Genomic DNA, 24689 nt, shown 5'->3' with positions numbered 1-24689 from the left:
GCCGGCCTGAGGGTCCGCATCACCTTTCAGCGCCCGGCGGCGCCCCGACCGGTCACGGCAACGGCCGGGTTCCGTGCTCCGGGTCGGATCCGACCTCACCTGTCACCGCAGTCTCCGGATACCCACCGTCGGACGGATCCTCCACCGCCTCACCGACCTCTGATCCGGGAGAACCGGCGGAATCCCCGGGGCCCCCGTCGGTCTCCGCAGGCCCGGGTTCGGTGTCGGCGGAACCTCTCGTCCCCTTCTCATCCCGGTCCTTCTCCGCCACTCCACCTCTCTCACCGGGGTCCGCGGGGTCCGCGGCGCCGGTCCCTTCGGCGTCCGGGGAGCGTTCGCCGGCGGTGGGGGAACCTCCGGTCTCCGTCTCCCCGTCAGGTTCCTCTCCGTCGGGTTCCTCCCCGCCGGCCGCGATGAGGTCCTCCTCATCGACGAATTCCACGGGATCCGCGGCCCCGGTGTCCCCGTCACCGTCGGCGGGCTCCGCGACCGGGGCACCGGAGTCCACTGACCCGGTCCCGTCGTCAACCCCGTCCGTGGTGGTGCGCCGGGCCCGGCGCTGCCGCAGTCCGACGACGGCGTTCACGACGGCGCCCACCGCCGCGAGCTCCACGGCCACGAGGGCCGCGGTGAACAGGACCATCATCCCGCTGGATCCGTAGACACCGACGGTACCGCCCGACAGCCACCCTGCGATGAGGGCGAATGCACCCGCCCAGACTCCGGCGGCGATGATCTCCGACCAGGCCCGCGGGGTGGTCCGGCAGTGCGCGTGGGAAACGGCACCAGCCAGTGCGAGCGGGACGATGATGAGGGCGAGCGCCCATCCGCCGACGGACCCGGGGAAAGCCGCCAGGATAGGTAGCGGCGGTAGTGGGACGACCGTCGCATCGTAGAGGGACACCGAGGCGTCCCCGATGTGGAACTCGGATCCGACCAGTACGGCGGCACCCGCGACGGCGGCATCCGGAAGATAGAGCAGGCTGAGTCCGAGCAGACCCGCGGCGGCAGGGCCGCCGTCGAACGAGGAGAGCAGCTCACCCAGGACACGCCAGTGCGCCGCGAGCGACACCAGGGCCAGCACGAGCCCCGCGGCACCGAGGGACAGCACGAACCTCACGGCCGGCACCACCGGGTCGACCACCGCCGCCGGCACCGAGAACCTCCGCGAGAGCGCCCGCCAGAGTTTCGGCCCCATCCCGATGGCGAGCGCGGTGAGATGCAGGAGCAGAACCCTGCCGAACACCGTCGCGAGCGGGGGAACCTCCACCGGGAGGACGGAGCGTGCGTCGAGAAGCATCACGGCGGCGGTCAGCGCCAGGAGTGCGGGGACGATGAGGACACACCCGGTGAGCACGGCGAGGTCCAGAATCGAGATCCGGTCGCGGACAGCCACCCGCACGCGGTGGGCGACCAGCCACACGACCCCCAGGGCGGGGAGCATCGGGAGCTGGGACAGCACCGCGGAATCGGATGCCACAGGCGCCAGGTTCACCGCGAGCCAGAGTTGCGCCACCGTCGCCGCGAGCGGGACGAAGCCGGAATCGGTGAGCATCAGCGCGCACAGGGCGAAGAGAACGACGCCGGCGACGACGACGGCGTTGGGGATCAGGGCGACCGGCAGGAAGTTGAACAGCCTCCGCCGGAGGGAACTGTCTTCCGGTGGTCGTGTACCCGCCACGGCTTCCGGGCCCGGGGTGGTGCGGGTGCGTCCCGGTCCCCCAGTCCTCCGTGGACCGCCGCCCGGTCGGCTACGCGACGTCGGGGGACGGTTCGGGCGGGGGTTCTGACGTGTCTTTCTGCTCACCGGTCCAACTGTGCCATCTTCCCCGCCACCCGGGGCGCTGACACGACCGGGCGGCCCTCACCCACCGGGGACACCCGCGGGGACCGGGGCCACCCGGGACCCGGAGGATGTCAGACCGGCAGGTCGGATGCCCCTGGTTCTCCTGCATAATCCGGCCCCGCGGTGTACTGTTGCCCAGGTCGGGCGCCGCGGTGACAACGCTGCGCTGTCGGACAAGTAGATTCAGAACAACTCTTCACACCCGGGGTGACGACCCTCACAGACAATATGTGGGAATGACTTGCCAGGTTTGTAACAAACCGTTATCGTTGTGAACCGGTAGGTAACGAGACGGTCACATCACACCGCATCAGACGATGTACCGGCGAATGTGGCGGAAAACAGATGGAAGAAGGCTTCATGCACAAGCAGGCTCAGCGGAAGACCGCAGGCGCGCACCGCAAGCAGTCCGTCTCGTCGAACGCCAAGAGCCGCATCGCTCTCGTCGCGGTAGCGACCGGAGCGGTGTCCACCGCAGGAGCAGGCGGCGCGGCCGCCGCACACGTCACCCACCCGGCCGCCTCGGCCGAGATGCAGAGCGAGACCCCCGATTACACCCTCGTGGCCGACACGGCGGCACCGGTCCTCGGCAGCTCGGAAGCACCGCAGATCCTCAACATCGCGGAATTCAAGCCGATCGACAACCTCGCGGAACAGCTCAACAAGGCCATCCAGTACAACGCCGAGCGAATCGCCGCTGATCTCGCGGCCCGCGCACCGAAGAGCTCCGCCCCCGCCCAGGGCACCCTCACCTCCACGTTCGGAGCCCGCTGGGGAACCCTGCACGCCGGAGTCGACATCGCCAACGCCCTCGGCACCGCCATCACCGCGGTCGAGGACGGAACCGTGATCGACGCGGGACCCGCCTCCGGATTCGGCCAGTGGGTCCGTATCAGGCATGCCGACGGCACCGTGACGGTCTACGGACACATGGAGACCATCGAGGTCACGGTCGGCCAGCAGGTCTCGGCCGGTCAGCGCATCGCGGGGATGGGATCACGCGGTTTCTCCACCGGCGTCCACGTCCACTTCGAGGTTCACCCCAACGGTGGCGGCGCCATCGACCCGCTGCCCTGGCTCGCCGAGCGCGGAGTCTTCCTCTAGGCACAGAGCCTTCTCCGAGACACCCGGACACGCCACGGTTCCACCGTGTGACGTGTCCTTTTTTCATGCACCGTCGTGTCGTCGCGGAACCTACAGCTTCTCCATCGGGAGCCCCGCCATGAGCATGAGCCGGACCGTTCCGGACGAACCGAAGTCGATCGTCGCGGAGTCGTAGGCACCCACCGGGGAAACCTCCTGCACCGTCCCGAGGCCGTACTTGTCGTGGTTGACCCGGTCCCCCACCGCGAGCTTGAGTGCCGGCCGTCCCGAACCGCTCGACCGTGGACGTGTCGAACGCCCGGTTCCGCCCACCCCACCGGATGCAGCGCCCGAACGACCGCGGTACGTACCGTAGTTCCCCGTTCCACCGCCCCAGGCACCACCACCGGTGGCCCCGGGCTCCTCACGCCGCCAGTCGATCAGCTCGGCGGGTATCTCCGCGAGGAACCGGGACGGGGGATTCGTCATGGGATTGCCCCAGGAACTCCGCAGCACCGCCCGGGTCAGGTAGAGACGCTTCCGCGCCCGGGTGATTCCGACATAGGCCAGGCGCCGTTCCTCGGCCAGCTCTGCCGGGTTTCCGAGAGACCGCAGGTGCGGGAACTGTCCGTCCTCCCACCCGGTGACGAAGACGACCGGGAACTCGAGGCCCTTCGCGGTGTGGAGCGTCATCAGGGTCACGACCCCCTGATCGTCGTCCGGGATCTGATCGGCGTCCGCCACGAGGGAGACCCGCTCGAGGAACGCCTGAAGGCTTCCCGGCTCCGGCTCCCCGGGCTCCGTTTCGTGGGTTCCACCGTCCATCTCCTCGTACGCGACCCGCATCGCGGCGTCGCTCGAGAACTCCCGGGCGACCGCGATGAGCTCCCTGAGGTTGTCCAGCCGGGTGGCGTCCTGCGGGTCGTTCGACCTCTCCAGTTCAGCGATGTATCCGGTACGGGTGCACACCTCGGTGATGAGTTCCCCGAGATCCGGCATGCGGGTCTCCTCATTCACGGTGTTCGCGCCCACTTCACGGAGTTCCGTGAGCAGATTGACGAATCCGGCGATCGCGTTGCGCCCCCGTGCCCCCAGCATGTCGACCTCCCCGGCGGCGGCGTCGAGCAGCGCACGGTGGAAGCTGATGCGGTTCGTGTCCGCGTGCAGCGCCACGAACGCCTGCGCCCGGTCGCCGATCCCCCGGCGCGGGGTGTTGATGATCCTGCGCAGGCTCACCGTGTCATCGGGATTGTCCAGCACCTTGAGGTAGGCGATGATGTCCCGGACCTCCCTGCGCTCGTAGAACCGTGTCCCCCCGACGACGCGGTAGGGGACCCCGGACCGGATGAAAACCTCCTCCAGCGCGCGGGAGGCGTTGTTCGTCCGGTACATCACCGCGATGTCGGAGTAGCGCAGCCCCTTGTCGGACAGGGCGTCGATCTCGGCGGCGATGAACCGGGCCTCGTCGTGTTCGTTGTCCGCCACGTACCCGGTGACGGGATCCCCCTCCCCCAGCGCGGTCCAGAGCTTCTTCTCCCGCCGACCCGCGTTCCTGGCGATGACGGCGTTCGCCGCCGAGAGGATCGTCTGCGTCGAGCGGTAGTTCTGCTCGAGGAGAATCGTCCGCGCGTCCGGGTAGTCCCTCTCGAACTCCTCGATGTTCCGGATCGTCGCCCCACGGAACGCGTAGATGGACTGGTCGGCGTCGCCGACCACACACAGTTCGCTCGGCGGCACCGCATGGGGAGCATCCGGTTGCGGCCGCCCGACGAGTTCGGCGACAAGCCGGTACTGGGCGTGGTTGGTGTCCTGGTACTCGTCGATGAGCACGTGGCGGAACCGGCGCCGGTAGTGTTCGGCGACGTCGGGATGGGACACCAGTAGACCGACGACCTCGCCGATGAGGTCATCGAAGTCGACCGCGTTGGAGCGCCGGAGCCGGGTCTGGTACTCGGCGTAGACCTCGGCGACCGTCATCCCGAACCTGTCGGCAGACCGGGACGCCTGTGTGGCGGCATCCGAGGGGTCGACGAGTTCGTTCTTCAGATTGGATATCGCGTTCGCCAGCGCACGCGGGGTGAACTTCTTCGCGTCGAGGCCCATGTCCTTGGCGATCATCCCGAGGAGTCTGCGGGAATCGTCCGAGTCGTAGATGCTGAAGTTGGTGTTGAGTCCGTCCACCAGGGCCGCCTGCTGACGGAGGATGCGCACACAGGTGGAGTGGAAGGTGGACACCCACATGCGTTCCGCAGAAGGGCCCACCAGACCACGGACCCGCTCACGCATCTCTGCCGCGGCCTTGTTGGTGAAGGTGATCGCCAGCACCTGTCCCGGATGGACTCCCCGGTGCGCCAGCAGGTAGGCGATGCGCCTGGTCAGGACGGCGGTCTTACCGGACCCGGCACCGGCGACGATGAGCAACGGGCCGCCGGTGTGTTCCACCGCGGCACGCTGCTGTTCGTTCAGCCCGTCCACCAGGTCCGTCGGCGACCCGAACGCGTCTGCGGCACTGTGGCCGGTTCCCGAACCGGATCGGTTTCCGAGACCGCCCCGGGGCTGGATCGCGTCCGCACCGCCGGAGCGGAACGGGGAGGAGGACTGGGTTCCATCGGACAAGGTGCTCATAGTTCCTCCAACTTACAGTTCCCGCGGTACCGTCTCCGCTCCCCCTCCCGGAGGTCTGCTCGGGGGCCGGTGGGGTCGTGCGCCCCTGCCCGTCACCACCCGGACCCGGTTCCCCGCGGGCGTGGCAGAATACGGTGCATGAACGCCGAACGTTTCGAGATCCGTAGCCCCTCCGGGACCGATGACCCGTTGTCCGACGCCGAGATCCAGCTCTACCGGCAGGAGATCGACAGGCTCGACCGCGAGATCATCGCCGCAGTGAAGCGTCGGCGCGAGATTTCCCGGGCGATCGGCAAAACCCGGATGGGGTCGGGCGGAACCCGCCTGGTCCATGGCCGGGAGGTCGCGATCATCAACCAGTTCCGCGACGAGATCGGCGAGGAGGGGCCGGCACTGGCAGGCATCCTTCTCCGGATGGGGCGCGGCAAGCTCGGCTGATCCGGCGCCGGCTCCCGGGGATCACCCCCGACCGGTGCTCAACGACGGGTCATCGTCCGCGTTCCCGCGTGCGCGCCGGTGCAGGAAATCGAGTTGCTCGCGCCACGACGTGAATTCGCGGTCGCCGTCACCCGAACGGAAACGGAGCTCCGCGATCCGTTCGAGGCGCACGTACTCCCGCAGGACGTGCTCGATCAACGCGTCCGTCCCGGCATCGTGCCGTCGCGCGCATTCCCGGAGTTCAGCCAGCAGCTGCGCGTCAATCTCGATGTGGTTTCCGTGTCCGTCGCTCATGTCTCCACTCTTGCGCCCCGGGTGGTCGGTGTCAATGAGCCGGATACCCACCGGCATCCTTAACGTGCGGTGGACGTACGGTGGACTCCGGAGGGTGATTCCCCGTCGACCCCGCGCCCGTCGGACGCCGATCATCCTGTCCCGCCCGGGGCCGTGGACCGAACAGTGGGAGGGGCCCACCGGACCCGGGGATCGGCGGCCCCTCCCGTTGACTTCAGTTCGTCAGCTCGGCAGCGAGATCAGCTTGGTCTCCAGGAATTCGTCGATGCCCTCGAGACCACCCTCACGCCCGAGCCCCGACTGCTTCACCCCGCCGAAGGGCGCGGCCGGGTCCGACAGGGCCCCCTTGTTCACTGCGACCATTCCGACCTGTATCTTCTCCGCGGCGTCCAGTGCGCGGGTGAGGTTCTCGGAGAAGACGTAGGCCGCGAGCCCGAAGGGGGTGTCGTTCGCCATGCGGATCGCCTCCTCGTCCGTGTCGAAGGTCGTGACCGAGACAACCGGACCGAAGATCTCGGCGGACCGGATCTCGGCGTTCTCGGGGGCGTCGGTGAGCACGGTCGGCGGGTAGAAGCTGCCGTTCTCCGGGACGTCGGGGAGCTCGGAGGTGTCCCCACCGAGGAGGACCTTCGCGCCCTTCTCCTTCGCATCGTCGACGAGGTCCCGGACGGTCTCGAGCTGATCATCACCGGACAGCGGGCCGACGGTGGTGTCCGGGTCGGTTCCCCGTCCGACGGTGAACCGACGCATCCTCTCGACCACACCGGCGACGAACTCGTCCTTGATGGACGAGTGGACCAGGAACCGGTTCGCGGCGATGCACACCTGCCCCGCACCACGCATCTTCGCCGTGGCGACGGCCTCGACGGCCGCATCGAGATCAGCGTCGTCGAACACCACGTACGGGGCGTTCCCGCCGAGCTCCAGCGAGACACGCACGGTGTTCTCGGCCGCCTTCGACGCCAGCATCTGCCCGACCTCGGTCGATCCGGTGAACGTCAGCTTGCGCAGGCGCGGGTCCTCCAGCAGCGACGAGACGTTCGACGCCTTCGCGGTGGGCAGCACGGAGACCACCCCGTCCGGGACGCCCGCCTCGGACAGCAGCTTCGCCAGATAGAGCATCGTCAGCGGGGTCTTGGAGGCGGGCTTGATGATCATCGTGCAACCCGCGGCGAGCGCCGGCCCGAGCTTCCGGGTCCCCATAGCGAGCGGGAAGTTCCACGGGGTGACCGCGAGGCTCGGCCCCACGGGCTGCCGGGCGACCACGATCCGGGCGTTGCCCGACGGGCTGTGGCGGTAGTCCCCCGTGATCCGCACGGCTTCCTCGGCGAACCAGCGGAAGAACTCGGCGCCGTACGCCACCTCGCCACGGGAATCCGGCAGGGCGCGTCCGAGTTCAGCGGACTGGAGGTACGCGAGCTCCTCGGTGTGGTCCAGCACGAGCCGGTTGGCCCGGTAGAGGATCTCGGACCGTTCGCGGGCCGGTGTGGCCGCCCAGTCGTCCTGGGCGGCCACCGCCAGGTCCAGTGCACGGCGGGCGTCGTCGCCGGTCGCGGATGACACCGTCGCCAGCACGGAGCCGTCGGAGGGATCGGTCACGTCGAAAGTTCCGCCGTCCGAGGCGGCGACGAACTCCCCTCCGATGAACAGTTTCTTCGGGGCGTTCCCGATGAGTGTGGTCAGGTTGATTGCGGAGTCAGTCATGCCCCCACTATGCCCGCTTTCCCGCCGGCGTGTGATCCCCGGTAACCGACCCGGGGTAAGCACCTCCGCTTCCCGACACCCCCACATGCCACGGCCCCTCCCCGTGGGACCCGACCTGCATCGCGCCGGTCTGGGTCGCGGGCCCGGCCCACCGGCGCGAGAACGACTAACGTGGGGATGTAAACGCCGACACCGGGATCGGTGCAGTGCGGCGTCCCGTCACCCTGACTGGTCACCCTCGCTGCGCACCGGCCCGGCGACCGACATCCCTATAAAGGAGACGTCCATGCCCAACGACATCACCACCACCCCGCAGTGGAAGGCACTCGCCGAGCACTACCGGCACTTCGCCGGTACCAACCTCCGGAGCCTGTTCAGTGAATCCGCAGACCGGGCGGAGAGGTACACGATCGATGCCGCCGGACTGCGCGTCGATCTGTCGAAGAACCTCGTCTCCGACGAGACGGTCGATCTCCTGGTGGACCTCGCCGAGGCCGCCGACCTCAAGGGACGCACGGAGGCGATGTTCACCGGCGAGCACATCAACATCACCGAGGATCGCGCCGTCCTCCACACCGCGCTCCGTATGCCCGTCGAGGACGAGCTCACCGTCGACGGCCAGGACGTCGCCGCGGACGTCCATGAGGTACTCAGCCGGATGCGGGACTTCTGCCACGCGCTGCGTTCGGGCGAATGGCTCGGCCACACCGGCCACACGATCAAGACGGTGGTCAACATCGGCATCGGAGGCTCGGATCTCGGCCCCGCGATGGCAGTGAAGGCGCTGCGCTCCTACGCCACCGCAGGCATCGACGCGAAGTTCGTGTCCAACGTCGACCCGGCCGACATGACCGCCGCACTCGACGGCCTCGACCCCGGCTCGACCCTGTTCATCGTCGCGTCGAAGACGTTCACCACGCAGGAGACGCTGGCGAACGCCCACGCCGCGAAGCGCTGGCTGCTCGAGGCGTTCGACGGTGACGAGTCCGCCGTGGCGAAGCACTTCGTCGCGGTGTCCACCAACGCGGAGAAGGTCGCCGAGTTCGGCATCGACACGACCAACATGTTCGGCTTCTGGGACTGGGTCGGCGGCCGCTACTCCGTCGATTCCGCCATCGGCCTGTCTCTCATGGCGGTCATCGGACCGCAGGACTTCATGCGTTTCCTCGAGGGCTTCCACGACATGGACGTCCACTTCCGCACCGCCCCCATTCGCGAGAACATTCCCGCACTCATGGGGCTGTTCGGTATCTGGTACGGGGACTTCCACCGCGCCGGCACCCACGCGGTGCTCCCCTACTCGGAGGACATGTCACGGTTCCCCGCGTACCTCCAGCAGCTGACGATGGAATCCAACGGAAAGTCCGTGCGCATCGACGGCTCCGCCGTGAACTGCGCGACCGGCGAGATCTACTGGGGCGAACCCGGCACAAACGGCCAGCACGCCTTCTACCAGCTCATGCACCAGGGCACCCGCATGGTGCCGGCCGACTTCATCGGCTTCGCCCGCCCGAAGCAGGACCTGCCCACCGCCGACGGCACCGGCAGCATGCACGACCTGCTGATGAGCAACTTCTTCGCCCAGAGCAAGGTCCTGGCCTTCGGTAAGAACAAGGCCGAGATCGCCGACGAGGGGGTCCCCGAGAACCTCGTCACCCACAAGGTGATGCCCGGCAACCGCCCCTCCACCACGATCCTCGCCGAGGAACTGACCCCCTACATCCTCGGATCCCTCATCGCCCTCTACGAGCACATCACCTTCACCCAGGGCGTCATCTGGGACATCAACAGCTTCGACCAGTGGGGCGTCGAACTCGGCAAGAAGCAGGCCGGTGACCTGCTTCCCGCCGTCACCGGCGCCGAGAAGCCCGAATCCGGGGACTCCTCCACCGATTCCCTGATCAACTGGTACCGCTCCAGGAAGTAACTCCCCCGTCTCCACGGACATCAACCGGACGCCGTCCCGGCCCGCTGACTGACACGCGGGCGGGGACGGCGTCCGGTTGTTCCGTCCGGTACCCGATCAACAGCAGCGGACACGATGGATCGGGATACCGGGGGAAGGCGGACCGCGGGGCCCGTCCGTCGGGGTTCCGGGGCCACCACGGCGGGCACCGTGGACCGGTGCCACGGTCGGGACTGTCGGTATAGTCGGGAAAATGTGCAGACCCGCGCATCTTCGGCCCGCGCCTGCCGACCGATGGAAGGTAACCCCGTGAGCGACGAACACCTCGGTGTCCCCCGCACCAGCCCCGACCTCCGCACCGAACTCGCCCGGAAACTCGCCGAGCTCGCACCCGAGATCATCAGCGACGGAAAGCTCGATCTCAACAAGCTCTCCGAGCTCCTCGACGACGACGCCGCAGACGGTCCCGAACGTTTCGGTCTCAACTGGCCGGGCAAGCGCGATGCACAGCGGATGGCTCAGGTGCCGACGACCGCGACCCTGAGACCCGACCGGAAGAACTCGAGGGACTGGGAGAACACCCGGAACGTCTTCATCGAGGGCGACAATCTCGAGGTCCTCAAGATCCTGCAGACGCACTACCACGGCAGGATCGCGATGATCTACATCGATCCGCCGTACAACACCGGCAACGATTTCGTCTACCGGGATGACTTCCGTGACGGCGTGGGCGCCTACCTCGACTGGACCGGGCAGCTCGACCATGGTGGGCGGGTCTCCTCCAACCCCGAGACGGCCGGACGCTACCACTCCAACTGGCTCAACATGATGTACCCACGCATCAAGCTGGCGCGGAATCTCCTGTCCGATGACGGGATCTTCATGGTCTCCATCGACGACAACGAACAGGCGAAGCTGCGGGACCTCTGCGACGAGGTGTTCGGCGAGCAGAACTTCATCGCCTCCCTGGTCCACCAACGGGCCAAGGGCGGTGGACAGGCGAAGTACGTGGTCAAGGGCCACGATCTCATCCACGTCTACGCCCGTTCCATCACGCACGCCCCACACCTCGTGCGGGAGAAGGTCGTCCAGGGCAGGGTGGTCCACCGCGACGGCGTCGCGTACCTCCGCAACGACGACGTGATCCGCAAGGTCTTCGGAAGGTACTCGAAGGGCACCGAACGGCGGTGCTTCTACGAGGAGATCGAGGAGCTGAAGGGACCGGAGAAGAAACGGGAGATCGACGCCGATCTGGCATCAGGTGCCCTGGAGCTCGAGGTGGACGGGAAGACGGGGAACCACATCGTCGTGCGGTACGAGCCCGTGGACCGGGCGAAGTCGAAGATGTACTCCATCATCAAGGCCCTGTCCGAGCACGGCAGGAATGATCTCGCGGAGCTGGGCATGGACGGGTACTTCTCCTACCCGAAGCCCACGGAACTGCTCGAGCTCCTGGTGTCCGCGGCCGTCCCCGACGACGGCACGGTGCTCGATTTCTTCGCCGGTTCGGCGACGACGGCCCACGCCGTGCTGAAACTCAATGCCGGGGACGGGGGTCGGCGCCGGTGCATCTCGGTCCAGCTGCCGGAACCGATCCGTGGAGGTTCCGCCGCGCGCGACGCCGGTTTCCGGACCATCGCCGACATCTCCCGCGAGCGCCTTCGCCGGGCCGGTGACCGGATCGCATCCTCCGGGACCGGTCAGGGCGACGGGGCCGTCCGGCCGGACACGGGTTTCCGGGCCTACACGCTGGCGGACACGAACTTCACCGGATGGTGTGCGGATCCGGACGTCGCCGCGGATGAGCTGGTTGCTCTTCTCGAATCGGCCCGGGGATCCGTGCGGGATGACGCCTCACCGGAGGACCTGTTCGTCGAGACTCTCCTGAAGCTCGGAGGCTCCCTGACGGAGACCTACGCCGCCGCCACCGTCTGTGGTCTCGAGGTGTTCAGCGTGGATCACGGGCGTGTGGTCGGCTACTTCGACCGGCACCTCAAACCCACGTTCGAGCAGCTCCGCGGACTGGTGGACGCCGTAGAGGTACGGCTGATCATCCTGGAGGACACCTTCCACGGGGACGATGAGCTGAAGACGAATCTCGTGCAACTGTGCAAGTCCCGCGGCATCGATCTGTCGATCGCGTAGAGGAGCGCAGCGGTGAAATTCGTGTTCGACGACAGGCAGGCCCACCAGCTCGAGGCGATCAACTCCGTCGTCGATCTGTTCCGGGGGCAACCCTCCGGGTCCGACATCCCGGAGGACGCGGTGTGCCGCGGGCACGGTTCCCCGTCGGCCGGGCACACGGGCACGCGACCGGGAACCGGCGTCGATCCGGTGGACGAGATCGACGCTGTGGGCAACAACCTGCTCCTGGACACGGGCACGATCCTGGAGAATCTGCGTAGGGTCCAGGACCGGGGCGGACTGGAGGTCACAGACTCCCTGATCGACGGCCTGCAGTTCGACGTCGAGATGGAGACCGGCACGGGCAAGACCTACGTCTATCTGCGCACCATCCTCGAGCTGGCCAGACGCTACGCCTTCCGCAAGTTCATCGTCCTGGTGCCGTCCGTGGCCATCCGGGAGGGAGTCAGGAGCTCCATCGAGACGATGCGGGACCACCTCCGCGACCTCTACCCGGAACAGCCCTTCGATTCCTTCGTCTACTCCGGCAAGCGGCCGGAGGAGGTGCGGTCATTCGCCACCTCCACCTGCGTGCAGATCATGGTGATGACCATCACCTCCCTGCGCGGGGACAGGAACAACCGGATCATCCACCAGCGGCGCGACCGACTCAACGGTCTGGAACCGATCGAGTTTCTCAGGGCCGTCCGGCCCATCGTCATCATGGACGAGCCACAGAACATGGAGTCCCTGCTGTCGCAGTCGGCGGTCGGGGAGCTCGACCCGATGTGCACGCTGCGCTATTCGGCCACCCACCGCACCACGCGCAACACCGTGTACCGCCTCGACCCCGTTGACGCCCACGAACTCGGTCTGGTCAAACAGATCGTGGTCGCAGAGGCCGTCCGGGAGGGTGGGACCACGACGCCGTACATCAGGCTGCTCGGGGTCAGGAACAAGCCGAGTTTCCGGGCCCGGCTGGAGCTCGTCGTCGCGGGCCGCGACGGAGCACTGAAGAAGGCCCGGCGGTGGGTCACACCGGGCGCGGACCTCGAGGCCGTCACCGGGAACCCGGCGTACGCGGGCAACTGGCGAATCGACGAGATCAGTGTCGCACCGGAGTCCGTGAAGCTCACGAACCATCCCGGGAAACTCGTCCCAGGTGAGGCGATCGGTGGGGCGTCAGGGGACATCTACCGGGAGATGATCCGCGAGACCGTCCGCGAACACCTGCGCAAGGCTACCCGGGTGAACCCGGAGGGAATCAAGGTGCTGTCCCTCTTCTTCATCGACAGGGTCGCCAACTATCTCGGATCGGGCAGCGACAACGCCGACGCCGACGGCGATTTCGCGAGGTGGTTCGACCGGATCCTCGATGAGGAGCGGGCGGGCGATCCGGACTGGGCGGCCGCGGTGCCGGGCCCTGCGCGGGACCTGAGGGCCGGTTACTTCGCGCAGATGCGGAAGGGCGGTGGCACGGCGAAGACCGTCACCTTCGTCGATTCGTCGGGAACCACCAGGAAGGACGATGACGCCTACGACCTCATCATGAGGGACAGATCCCGGTTGCTCTCCACGGATGAGCCGGTCCAGTTCATCTTCTCCCACTCGGCGCTGCGCGAGGGATGGGACAACCCCAACGTCTTCCAGATCTGCACCCTCCGGGAGATGGGCGGCGAAACCGAACGCCGCCAGACGATCGGCCGTGGGCTCCGACTGCCCGTGAACCAGGCCGGTGAGCGGCAAACCGACCGGAGCCTGGCGCAGTTGACGGTCATCGCCAACGAGTCCTACCGGGAGTTCGCCGCGGGACTGCAGGCCGAATACGCGAGCGTCCACGTCCCGGTCGGGTGTGTGCGCGAAGGCGATTTCGCCCGCATCACCGTCAGCGACGGCACCGGGACCCACCGCCTCGGCTTCGCCCGCTCGAAGGAGATCCACAGGTACCTGCGACAGGCCGGCTTCATCGACGACAGGGGCGCGGTACAGCCCTCGTTCCGCCCCGGTGCATCCGGTTTCACTCTCCGGCTGCCCGATCCCCACGCACGGATCGAAGCGGAGATCATCGCCCGGATCACCACCTGCGTCAACGGCATCACCCGGTCCAGGAGGGACAGGATCAGCCGTGGGCTCAACAGACAGATCCATTCCACCGCCGAATTCGGGAGATTCTGGGGGGCCATCGCGGCACGCACCACCTGCACGGTGGTCCTCGACCGCGGGAAGCTGATCGACGCGACCATCGCCACGATCAGGGACGCCCCGGCGATCACCCCGGCCCGGATCCGCGTCATCCACTCAGACGTGGCGATCACCCGTGGCGGTGCGAAAGCCACCGGGCGCGCGACACGCACGGCCGCAGCGTCACGGGAACATCCCCTGCCCGACATCGTCGGACAGCTCCAGAAGGCCACCCCCCTGACCCGCAGGACCATCATCGACATCCTGATCGGGTCCGGCAGGCTGGCCGAGTTCCCCGCCAACCCGAGCGAATTCATCGGGACGGTCAGAGATGCGATCGACACGCACCTTCCCTCATTCCTGGTTGACGGTGTCCGGTACGAGAGGATCGGGGGCTCCGTCCACGAGCTGGATGATCTCCGGGCGAACGCCATCGCGGAGGCGGAGAAGGACCGCTTCATCGACCGTCCCTACCGGGTGAAGAACACCGGGAAGACGGACTTCGACCTCGTCATCTGCGACTCGGATGCGGAGCGACAGCTCGCCGAGCTGCTCGACGGCCGTGGGGACGTCAGACTGTTCATGAAGCTGCCCGACGGGTTCATGATCGATACGCCGGTCGGCCCGTACAGCCCCGACTGGGCGATCGCGCAGAGCGGGGACGGCGGGGAGAGAATCTACACGGTCCTCGACACCGGACACGCACCCGATCCGGCTCAGCGAGATCCCTCGGAGAACGCGAGGATCGCCGCGGCCAGGAAGCACTTCGCGGCGATCGGCGTGAATTACGGGGTGGGGGTGCCGGGAGAATGGGGTCTGTAATTGTGGAGCTGTACGCCGCGGTGAAGCGGGCCCAGGGGCCCGGGATTGAAGCCGACCCAGGCTTCCGGGGTAGCGGGCAAGCACAGGCACCGGATCCTGGGGATCAGGCGTACCCGACGTGACACCGGCGGCAGCGGGAACCCGATGAAGTGAACGGTGCGCCCCGAGCCGGAAACCTGCACGGAACAGATCAACCCGGCCCCACAGCCGCAGATCGTTACGATCCGGACGTCTGTGGGGCCGGGTTGTTCATGACATCAGGCGTTCACCGTCAGGCCCGCGGGAACACGCCGTCCTCCCCCAGCCGGACATCGGGGTCGAGGATCAGGTTGATCTCCGCCTCGTGTCCGCCCTTCTCGGGGAGCCTGCGCCCGACGGGCACCTCGTAGAGCGGTGCGCGACCGATCATGCCGGCCTCCAGCCTGCGGACACCGGCCTGCAGTCGGGTGCTGGCCCGCCGGCGCCATTCGTCGACGTCGTGGCCGGCGTTCGCCAGGGCCTTCTCGAAGCAGGTCGGGTGTGCGAGCACCACGACGGCCGAGACGTGTCCGAACCCGAGCGAGGTGAGCACGCCGGCCTTCACTCCCCCGACCCCGAGATCGAGCGGTTCCCGCAGCCACACGAGGTTCGTGGCCTTCGGTGCGATCTCGGGATCAACGCAGTCGAGGGCCGCGTTGGCGGGCAGCTCACCGGTCGCGAGGATGTGGGTCAGGCCGCCGATCTGGAAGAGGGCGGCACCGCCCTTGGCGTGGCCGGTCAACGTCTTCTGGGAAACCACGAACATGGGGTTGTCCGTGTCCCGGCCGAGAGCCGCCCACAGCTGCGAGTGCAGCTCGGACTCGTTGGGGTCGTTCGCGTTGGTGGAGGTGTCGTGCTTGGACACCACGCGGACGTCGTCCGGGGTGAGGCCCAGGCCCTTCAGGTTGCGGGCCAGGGCGGAGCGTTCCCCGCCGCGGGCCGCACCCAGGGCACCGAGCCCCGGGGCCGGGATCGAGGTGTGTGCCCCGTCGGCGTAGCTCTGGGCGTGGGCGACGACGGCGAGCACGGGCAGGCCGAGCTTCGCCGCGACATCGCCGCGGGCGATGATGACGGTTCCTCCGCCCTCGGCCTCGACGAAGCCGCCGCGACGACGGTCGTTCGCGCGGGAGTAGAAGCGCTCGTCGATTCCCTTGTCCGCCATCGCCTGCGAGCGGGCGGTGGCGTTCATGTCGCCGAAGCCGGTGAGCGATTCGACGCTGATGTCGTCGATGCCGCCGGTGACCACGACCTCCGCCTTCCCGACCCGGATCTTGTCCACGCCCTCCTCCAGGGAGACGGCCGCGGTTGCGCAGGCGGCGACGGGGTGGATCATCGCGCCGTAGCCGCCGACCCAGGACTGCATGACGTGTGCGGCGACGACGTTGGGCAGGGCCTCCTGCAGGATGTCGCTGGGGCGGTCCTCACCGATGAAACGGGAGACGAACACCTTGTGCAGGGACTCCATGCCGCCGATGCCGGTGCCCTGGGTGCAGGCGACGTCACCGGGGTGCACGGCCGTGAGCAGTTCGGCCGGGGTGAAGCCGCTGGCGAGGAACGCATCCACGGCGGTGACGAGGTTCCAGCAGGCGATCCGGTCGAGACCGTCGATCATGGAGGCGGGGATGCCCCAGTGGGCCGGGTCGAAGCCGGTGGGCATCTGGCCGCCGACGGTGCGGCTGAGGCACGCCCGGCGCGGGATCGAGGCGCGGGCGCCCTTCGCCTTGTGCACCGTCCACTCACCGTCGTCGCCCTCCCAGATCCGGGTGGTCGCCGGGTCGGCGTCGAGGTAGTCGCGGGCCTCGGATTCGCTCGCGACGGTGAATTCGATGTCGCGGTCGAGGTACACGGTCGCGAGGTCGATCGATCCCTGGTCGACGAGGGTGAAGTCGTCGACGAAGGTGCGGATTCCGGAGCGGGCGACGACCTCGTCGCGGAAACGGTCGTAGATGTCCTCCTCGGCGACCGCGGCACCGGAGTCGTCGTACCAGCCGGGTGTGGGGTCCTCCGCCCACGTGATCAGACCCATCATCCAGGCGAGTTCCATGACACCGGCCGCGGTGAGATCGACGCTGCCGTCGCGGTGGATCCCGTACTCGGCCTCGGTGCGGGTACGCCCGGAGCCCCAGGATGAGACCTCGCCGACACCGACGACGACGATGAGGTCCTCGAGGTCGGTGGTCACCTCGCCGATGTCGACGGGCTGCGGCTGTGCGCGGCGGGCCGGGGTGGGCAGGGCGCGGATCGTGGCTCCCGTGTCCCCGGACTCGTCGGTGCCGGCGGCGGCCGCGGCCAGCGCGTCACGGTCGATGCCGCGGGCGAGTTCAGGCAGGGACACCTCGGAGTCGGCGAGACCACCGGTCAGGTCGGCGTCGATCGGAGCATCCGCCGCGCGACGGCGGGCGTCCGGGGTGGCCAGTCCGAGCAGGTCGCCGGTGATCTCGTCGGGAGTGTAGACGTGGATGCCGGCCTTCTCCGCGGCGGGCACGAGCAGGTCGTTGCCGCCCATGAGGTTGGTGCCGGACACCCAGCCGATGCGGGCCTGGGCGAGGCTGATGTGCTCGGGCCAGCCGGTCTCGGAGTGCCACTTGGCGAGGATCGCGTCGAATGCGGCCTTGACCTCGCCGTAGGCCCCGTCACCGCCGAAGGTGCCGCGGTTCGGGGAGCCGGGCAGGACGACGTGGGCGCGGGTGCCGACGGAGCCGGTCGCCGCGAGTCGGGCGAGCCCGGCGATGGTGCGTTCGACGGACCAGAGCAGCAGGCGGGCCTGGTTCTCGGCGGCCCCTCCGGCGTCGGCGAGCGATCCGGAGACCCGGGGCGCGGCGAACGGGAACGCGAGGGTCGGGATGAGTGCGGGCTTGGTCACGGTGACCTTCTCCCCGACGGTGACCTTCTCCTCGGTTCCGATCCAGTCGATCAGGGAGTCGACGTCCCGGAAAGAGGACATGTTGGCCGGTACCAGCCAGAGCCGGGCGCCGGCAGTGGCGTGCGCCGCGTAGAGGCCGCGCGCGTACTCCTTGCGGGCCTGCGTGACGCGGGAGGCGGTCATGATGACCGTCGCCCCGCGCTCGAGCAGGCCGGCGACGATGGAGCCGGCGATGGAGCCGGGCGCCGCACCGGTGACCAGTGCGACCTCCCCGTCGAACTCGGGGGTGGAGTCACCGGTGGCGGCCTCGGCGATGCGGGCGAGAACCTCGCGACGGGTCTCGTCGTCGGTGCTCTCCGACCACCAGCGGGCCTGTCCGGCGACGGTCTCCCCGGTACCCGCGAAGCGGGCGATGGTGGCGGTGTCGTCGGTGGCCGCCTCGGCGCCGGTGGCGATGCGGGCGAGTTCCTCACGGGCGATCGCCCAGCGGTCGTCGAAGAGCACGGCCCGCTCCGCGTCGAATACCGGGGTGACGAGTTTCAGCCACTGGGGGCCGAGCTCCGATTCCACGGCCTCGAGCAGGGCCCCGTCCGCGGAACCACCGTCGGTCTCCTCGGGCGACGGGGTGAGCCCCAGGGTGTCGAGGATGGTGCGGGCGGTAGCCGCGAGGACACCGTCCGGTCCGGTGACGGTGTCGGCGTAGGCGTCGAGGGCCGCGGAATCGACAACTCCCCCGCCACCGCCGGTCGATCCGCCGCCGAGGGATACCTCGGTGCTGTTCGCCGCGGCGACGGCACGGACGGCGGCGTCGATGAGTGCGTCGAAGTCGGCCGTCGAGGTCGGCTGCGCGCCGGGCAGGGTCCCCAGCTCACCGCCCCGCACCGATTCCTCGGTGCGGGTGCCGAGGACGAGTTCCACCTCGACGGGGGCGACCCAGCTGGTGGGCAGACCCCAGGTTCCGGTGACGCGGTCGCCGATGTGGGCCGCCTTGGACCCCGCCTGCGCGGCGAGGGTGCGCAGGCGCGCGCCGGTCAGTTCGGACAGCACCGGTCCGAAGGGCGTGTAGCCGGGGGCGGCGGTGGTCACGCGGGACTTCAGCGTGGTGACGTCCGCCTCGGCGGCGCCGTCGATCGTGGGGACGCCGAGTTCGGCGGCCATGTCCATCAGCAGCTGGTTACGCCTCGAGGAGACCCCGTTGGTCAGTGTCTCGGTGGTGTCGGTGCCGGTGATCTGCTCGGTGCGCAGCTTGTTCTGCACCGCGAACAGGGTGATGATCGCGTCGGCAGCGGTGAAGTTCAGTTCGGGCGCGGGTCCCGCGGCCTGCCCACCTGAGGGGGCGGGATCGGCTGCGGGGGCGGCGACCTCCGCCGTTGCGGGTACGGGGTCCGGGGTGGCGGTCGCGGTCCCGGGGTCGACTGCGGCGGGTTCGTCCGCGGCCGCGTCGCCCTGGTCCTCATCCGCGGTGTCCGTGGCGGGGGCGTCCTGCTGATCGGTCAGGTACACCACCTGTTCGTCGCGCTCCAGGTTGTGGACCGTCGTGGTCGCGGTCGCGAACTGCGGCAGGTCCAGGGTGCGGGCCATGAGGTTCGCCAGCGTCGGGGAGGACGCCAGGCCGACCTCGACGACGTGCTCCACGCCCCGGTCACCGAGCAGCAGCGCCTGGGTCTCGATCCACCGGACCGGGGAGGCGAACTGCCAGGACAGCAGCTCGATGAGCAGCAGCCGGGAGAGTGCCGCCGGGTCATCGGAGGCGAGCTTGTCGAACGCGCCGTCCTCACCGAGCAGCTCCCGGAGGGGCTCTGCGGGGACGACCTCGAGGATGGACTCCGCGAAGTCGCGGGTCAGCTCGAAGGGGCGGGCGACGAGGTTCGGGATGTAGCGGTCGACCAGGGCGTCGACGTCCAGGTCGGTGGGCAGCAGGGCGTCGAGCTTCTCCGCGAAGGCGGCGACACCGGGGCGCAGCACCGAGGAGTGGAAGGGGACGTCGATGCCGGGGATCGGGATGAACGCGCGGCGTCCACCCGCGGCCTCCGCGCGCGCGGCGGCGTCAGCCTCCAGTGCCTTCAGTCCGGCGAGGGTTCCGGCCACGGCGTACTGCTGGCCCGCGACGTTGAAGTTCACGATCTCCAGGAACTCGCCCGAGGCTTCCGCGATCGAGCGGACGTACTCCACCACACCGTCGTCGTCCACGCCGAACTGGTTCGGTCGCAGCGCGCCGAGGCCGTAGTTGGAGCGGCCCCGGTCGTCGCGCGGGACGAGGGAGTGCATGGCCGAACCGCGGGAGAAGACGATGTCGATGACGCCCTCGAGCTCGAAGATCCCGGCCGTCGACGCGAGCGAGGTGTACTCGCCCAGCGAGTGCCCGGCGTACATCGAGCCGGGGACGAGCAGTCCCTCGTGCCGCAGACGCTCGGTCTGACCGTAGGCGACGACGGCGAGAGCGACCTGGGTGAACTGCGTGAGGTAGAGGACACCCTTCGGGTGCCGGTAGACGGTCTCCCCCACCTTCAGCTCGACGGGGTTGTCGTCGACGACCTGGATGATGGAGAACCCGAGTGCGGCGCGGGTGTGTTCGTCGGCCCGCTGCCAGACGGCGCGGGACGCTGCGGAGGCGGCGCGGTCCGCGCTCGCCATGCCCTGTGCCTGGATGCCCTGGCCGGGGTAGACGTAGGCGGTGGTCGGTGCCTCGAGGAGCGCCTGGCCGCGGGAGACGACGACCCCGTCGATACGGCAGGTGACCTCCACTGCCGGGTTCGGGCCGCTGCGTCCGACGCGCTCGACGGTGATCTCCACGACGTCATCGAGCTGCACCATGCCGTACATGGAGTAGGTCCAGCCGAGCAGGCGGGCCGGGCGACTGCCTGGCTCCGCTGCGGTGGCGAGGTGCTGGGCGGTGGCCGAGAGCCACATTCCGTGCACCAGCGGTGCGTCGAGGCCGACGAGGCGGGCCGCGTTGGTGGAGGTGTGGATCGGGTTGTAGTCACCCGACACCACGGCGAAGGGGGTCATGTCGCCCGGCGCGGTGACCGTCGCGCGGCGGATGAAGCTGCGCGGGGTGTCGTCGATCGTGGCGTGGACGCCACCGAACTCGGGTGCCGCCGGTGCGGGGTCGGTGGTGGTGACGCGGCCGCGGATGGCGAAGCGTTCGACCATCGTGGCGATCACGTCACCGTCGTGGCGCAGGACGAGGTCCACGGTGACGATGCGGCCCGAGGCGGACTCGTCGAAGGGGCGGGTGCGGGCCTCGACGTCGATGTGCCGGTCGGTGCCGTCGCGCAGTTCGGCGAGCGGGACCCGGAGGTCCACGCAGTGGTCGAGGTGCACGGCGTTGAGCAGGCCCTCGATGACGGGGTAGCCGTCGGAGAGTTTTCCGGAGCCGAGGGCGGTGTAGATCGCGGGCCAGCAGGGCCCGACGAGGGCGTCGGCGGTGCCGGGCGCGGTGCGCACCCCGGTGAGTACGGCGCCGGTGACCGCGGTGTGCGCGGTGAACAGGTGGGCGGGCAGGGTGAAGGAGTCGCGGACGACGCCGAACGCCGAGCCCTCATCCTCGTGGACGCGGGGCAGGTCGGTGATGTCGTCACCGGCCGCCGAGGTGGACCCGACGCCCGCTACGCCGGCGAGCAGCGCGTAGACGCTGTCGGGGAGGTGTTCCCGGGAGACGACGGGAACGGCGCCGGTGGCGCAGGCCTCCCCCAGCAGGACGGGGATGTCGACGTGCTCGATGACGAAGGGATGCTCTCCCTCGAGTCCGTCCCAGTAGGAGTCGCAGAGGATCCGGATCGTCCACGGGTCGCCGTCCGTGTCGGGTTCGAGGAGTTCGAACGCCTCGGGATCGAGGACGTGGGCGGGGTTGTCGATGAGGTGTCCGTGCCACACGATGTGCGGGGCGGCCAGCAGGAAGTCCCGTTCGGTGACGGCGGAGGCCAGTCGGGAGAACACCGCATGGACCGGGGCGTCGTTTTCCCTCAGGTCCTCGACGCAGGCGGCCTCGAAGCGGCCGAGGAGTTCAGCGACGGGTTCATCGACACGGTCGATGCCCGCGACGGAGACCGGCCCGGGGATGCAGCGGACCTTGTCGGCGTCGTAGCGGTCGTCGTGGGCCTGCCAGAGTGTGTCCAGCCCCCACCAGCGGGCGATGTCGGCGTCGATGGCCGGTACCCAGGGCATGGGCTTGTGGTGCTTGCGGTTCAGCCCGATGAACCAGGCGGCGTCCCGGGCGCCGACGATGGTGTCGGTGGCCTCCGGGTAGCGGTCCAGGAGTTTCTCGACGACGGCGGGACCGTCGGTGATGGAGTCGATGTCCGGGAACAGGGTGGGGATCTCGCCGTGATCGGCGGGTGCGAGGCGCGCCTCGATCCGGTGGACGAGGTCGAGGAAGCGGTCGGACCAGCTCGGGTCGGTCCAGGGCCAGGCGAGTTCGACGAAGCGCTGCAGCCACTGCGCGTAGGTCATCTCGGAGACCTCACCGAAGTAGGGCTTGGCGGTGGCGTCGAGGGCCGCGATGATCTCGTCGCGGCGCGCGGCGACGGCCTCGTCGGAGGAGGTGTCCAGGGAGCTGAGCAGTCGGGAGCAGCGGGCCGAGGAGTTGTCCACCTCGTACATGTCGGCGTGCAGGTGGGAGAGCCCCGAGGTGACCCCGCCGCGGGAGTTGCCGCGTCCGACCCAGCCCCCGGCGTCGTCCGGGTCGACGCCGGGTGTGTCGACGAGGAGCTGCTTGACCTGCGGTGAGGTGGTGGCCTCCTTCGTGGTCATCGCCGCGGTGCCGACGAGGACACCGTCGACGGGCATGGCGGGCATGCCGTGGCGGGTCGCCCAGGAGCCGGTGATCCACTGCGCGGCCTTGTCCGGGGTGCCGATGCCGCCGCCGACGAGGACGACGACGTTGTCGTGGGCGCGGATCTCGGCGTAGGTGGCCAGCAGCAGATCGTCGAGGTTGACCCAGGAGTGGTGTCCACCCGCGTGCCCGTCCTCGATCTGCATGATGACCGGGGTGTCCGGGTTGGCCTCCGCGATGGCGAGGCAGGCCCGGATCTGCTCCACGGTGCCGGGCTTGAAGCAGACGTAGGGGAATCCGTCGGCGTTGAGGCCGGTGATGAGCTCGGTGGCCTCCTCGATCTCGGGGATGCCCGCGGAGATGGTCACGCCGTTGAGTGAGACTCCCGTGGCGCGGGCCCGGGAGACGATGCGCTGCGCACCGAACTGGAGGTTCCACATGTAGCGGTCGAAGAACATCGAGTTGAACTGCGCGCAGCGCCCCTGATCGAGCTGCGCGACGAGTCCGTCCCGGTTCTTGGCGAAGACCTCCTCCGAGTACTGTCCGCCACCGGCCATCTCCGCCCAGAACCCGGCGTTCGCCGCGGCGGCGACGATGCCCGGATCGACGGTGGTCGGAGTCATACCCGCGAGGATCACCGGCGAATTGCCGGTGAGGGTGGTGAACTTCGTCTCCACGCTGAACGAGCCGTCGGAGAGGTGCAGCAGCTTCGGGGCGAACCGGGAGAAGTCACTGGCCTGCGGCAGGTCGGTGCCCGGGGTCGCGAGCTGGTCGCGAGCCGCGACGGTGGAGGCGTCGACGATGGCGATTCCCCGGCCCTGCAGGAGCGGGCGGGTCATCCGGTCCAGCGCCCCGCCCGGATCGATGACCAGCAGGTGCGAGCAGTTGTCGAGGCAGTCGGCGAGTTCCGTGTCCCAGTCGTGGTGGTCGACCAGGATCGACCGGGCGAGATCGGTCGCGGGGACATTCTCCAGGTCGCACCGCGAGGACAGCGCCGCGGCGCGGTCCACGGCCGGGATCATCGACGAGTGGTGGAAGGGGGCGGCGACCTCGAGGACGTCGAAGAAGGGCTCGATCAGTGAACCACCCCGCTTCTTGCCGATGATTCCCTCGTTGTGGGTCTCGGCGGCCGCCGTGAGCGCCCCCCGGACACGGGCCAGTCCCTCCGCCGTCCCGGCGAGAACGAAATGCCGGGGACTGTTGCACAGAGCGACCTCGACGTCGGATCCGACGACCTGCGCCAGTGCGGCGTCAATTCCCTCGCGGCAGAATCCGCGGACACTCAGCATGCAGGATTCGTCCGAGCTGATGCCGAGTTCACGGGCGCGTGCGGAGGTCACGGCCCCGAGGATCAGCGCGAAGGCGACGACGTCGACCAGCCGTGAACGGTCCCCGTCCGCGATGGCCTCGGCCGCGGCGACACCGAGGCTGCCCTGTGAGTGACCGGCGAACCGCCAGGAGCTCAGGCTGACCCCGGCATCCACGAGCTGATGGAGGGCGCCGATCTGGGCGAGCGTGATGCCCGCGACGGAGACCGCGGGCTCCCGGTCGAGGGGCAGCCGGTGCGGAGCCGTTCCCCCGATCAGGGAGTGCAGGCGTTCACGGGCGCCGGGAACGATGATCGAGATGTCTCGGGCGGCGGGGGCGCACCGGTGCCAGGCGGCGTCGAGAAGCTCATCCAGGAGCCGGGCGGTCGACGTGTCCGTCACACTGTCCGCCAGCGCCTCGACCCACTGGGACGCCTGCCCGGCGAACAGGATCCCCGGATGCGGTATCTGGTGCAGGGGGGTCTCACCGGCGGTGAAGCTCGTGATGTCGTTGGTGTCGGCGTGCGTGGTGGTCACTGGTGGGACTCCTCGGTAGGACGTCGACGGTGGTGCGCACGCGTCGGCCACCCGGCCCGGAATCCGGGAGTGTGGGAGCTGGTTTCCCGCCGCGTCCGCCCGCCGTCGTACTCGGATTGGCGTGTGCTGACTGCTGATCGACGGCTCCATCACGTTCCCCACGTCCG

10 protein-coding genes are annotated in these 24689 nt (G+C 68.9%); 5 read left to right on the top strand and 5 right to left on the bottom strand.

From position 1 onward, the window contains the following. Positions 1–52: 52 nt before the first annotated feature. Entirely contained in the window at positions 53–1681 is a 1629-nt protein-coding gene (locus tag JIM95_RS07685; protein WP_200259614.1) for a cell division protein PerM, read from the bottom strand. Between the two features lie 525 nt (positions 1682–2206). Between JIM95_RS07685 and JIM95_RS07680 the strand changes: the two genes are divergently transcribed. Next, positions 2207–2950, top strand: coding sequence for a M23 family metallopeptidase (locus tag JIM95_RS07680; protein WP_200259611.1), 744 nt, complete (start codon positions 2207–2209; stop codon positions 2948–2950). A 90-nt stretch (positions 2951–3040) separates the two neighbouring features. Here JIM95_RS07680 and JIM95_RS07675 read toward each other — a convergent pair whose 3' ends face one another. After that, complete coding sequence (locus JIM95_RS07675) at positions 3041–5554, bottom strand: UvrD-helicase domain-containing protein (protein ID WP_200259608.1); 2514 nt, start codon at positions 5552–5554, stop codon at positions 3041–3043. 138 nt (positions 5555–5692) lie between these two features. Here JIM95_RS07675 and JIM95_RS07670 point away from each other — a divergent pair, with 138 nt between their 5' ends. Continuing rightward, the gene (locus tag JIM95_RS07670; protein ID WP_198737585.1) at positions 5693–5992 is read left to right on the top strand and encodes a chorismate mutase; all 300 of its coding nucleotides are present in this window, start codon (positions 5693–5695) and stop codon (positions 5990–5992) included. A 21-nt stretch (positions 5993–6013) separates the two neighbouring features. Here the strand turns inward: JIM95_RS07670 and JIM95_RS07665 are convergent, their stop codons facing one another. Together JIM95_RS07665 and JIM95_RS07660 are read right to left on the bottom strand one after the other, a co-directional pair. Then, complete coding sequence (locus JIM95_RS07665; RefSeq protein WP_200259605.1) at positions 6014–6286, bottom strand: hypothetical protein; 273 nt, start codon at positions 6284–6286, stop codon at positions 6014–6016. A gap of 222 nt (positions 6287–6508) precedes the next feature. Then, positions 6509–7990, bottom strand: coding sequence for an NAD-dependent succinate-semialdehyde dehydrogenase (locus tag JIM95_RS07660; protein WP_200259602.1), 1482 nt, complete (start codon positions 7988–7990; stop codon positions 6509–6511). Positions 7991–8276: 286 nt separating this feature from the next. On the opposite strand from JIM95_RS07660, the gene pgi reads away from it, so the two are divergent. The 3 genes from pgi (at position 8277) to JIM95_RS07645 (ending at position 15023) form a co-directional block, all read left to right on the top strand. Then, positions 8277–9917, top strand: coding sequence for a glucose-6-phosphate isomerase (pgi, locus tag JIM95_RS07655; protein ID WP_200259599.1), 1641 nt, complete (start codon positions 8277–8279; stop codon positions 9915–9917). A gap of 288 nt (positions 9918–10205) precedes the next feature. Further along, positions 10206–12041, top strand: a complete 1836-nt coding sequence (locus JIM95_RS07650) for a site-specific DNA-methyltransferase (protein ID WP_248702953.1) — start codon at positions 10206–10208, stop codon at positions 12039–12041. A 12-nt stretch (positions 12042–12053) separates the two neighbouring features. Then, entirely contained in the window at positions 12054–15023 is a 2970-nt protein-coding gene (locus JIM95_RS07645; protein WP_200259596.1) for a restriction endonuclease, read from the top strand. 271 nt (positions 15024–15294) lie between these two features. Here the strand turns inward: JIM95_RS07645 and JIM95_RS07640 are convergent, their stop codons facing one another. Then, positions 15295–24522, bottom strand: a complete 9228-nt coding sequence (locus tag JIM95_RS07640) for a type I polyketide synthase (RefSeq protein ID WP_248702952.1) — start codon at positions 24520–24522, stop codon at positions 15295–15297. Positions 24523–24689 lie beyond the last annotated feature (167 nt).

Origin of the sequence: Corynebacterium antarcticum, assembly GCF_016595285.2 — a bacterium.
Lineage (GTDB): Bacteria > Actinomycetota > Actinomycetes > Mycobacteriales > Mycobacteriaceae > Corynebacterium > Corynebacterium antarcticum.
The sequence above is the reverse complement of the archived record's forward strand: the minus strand, read 5'-3'. Positions and strand labels throughout refer to the sequence as shown.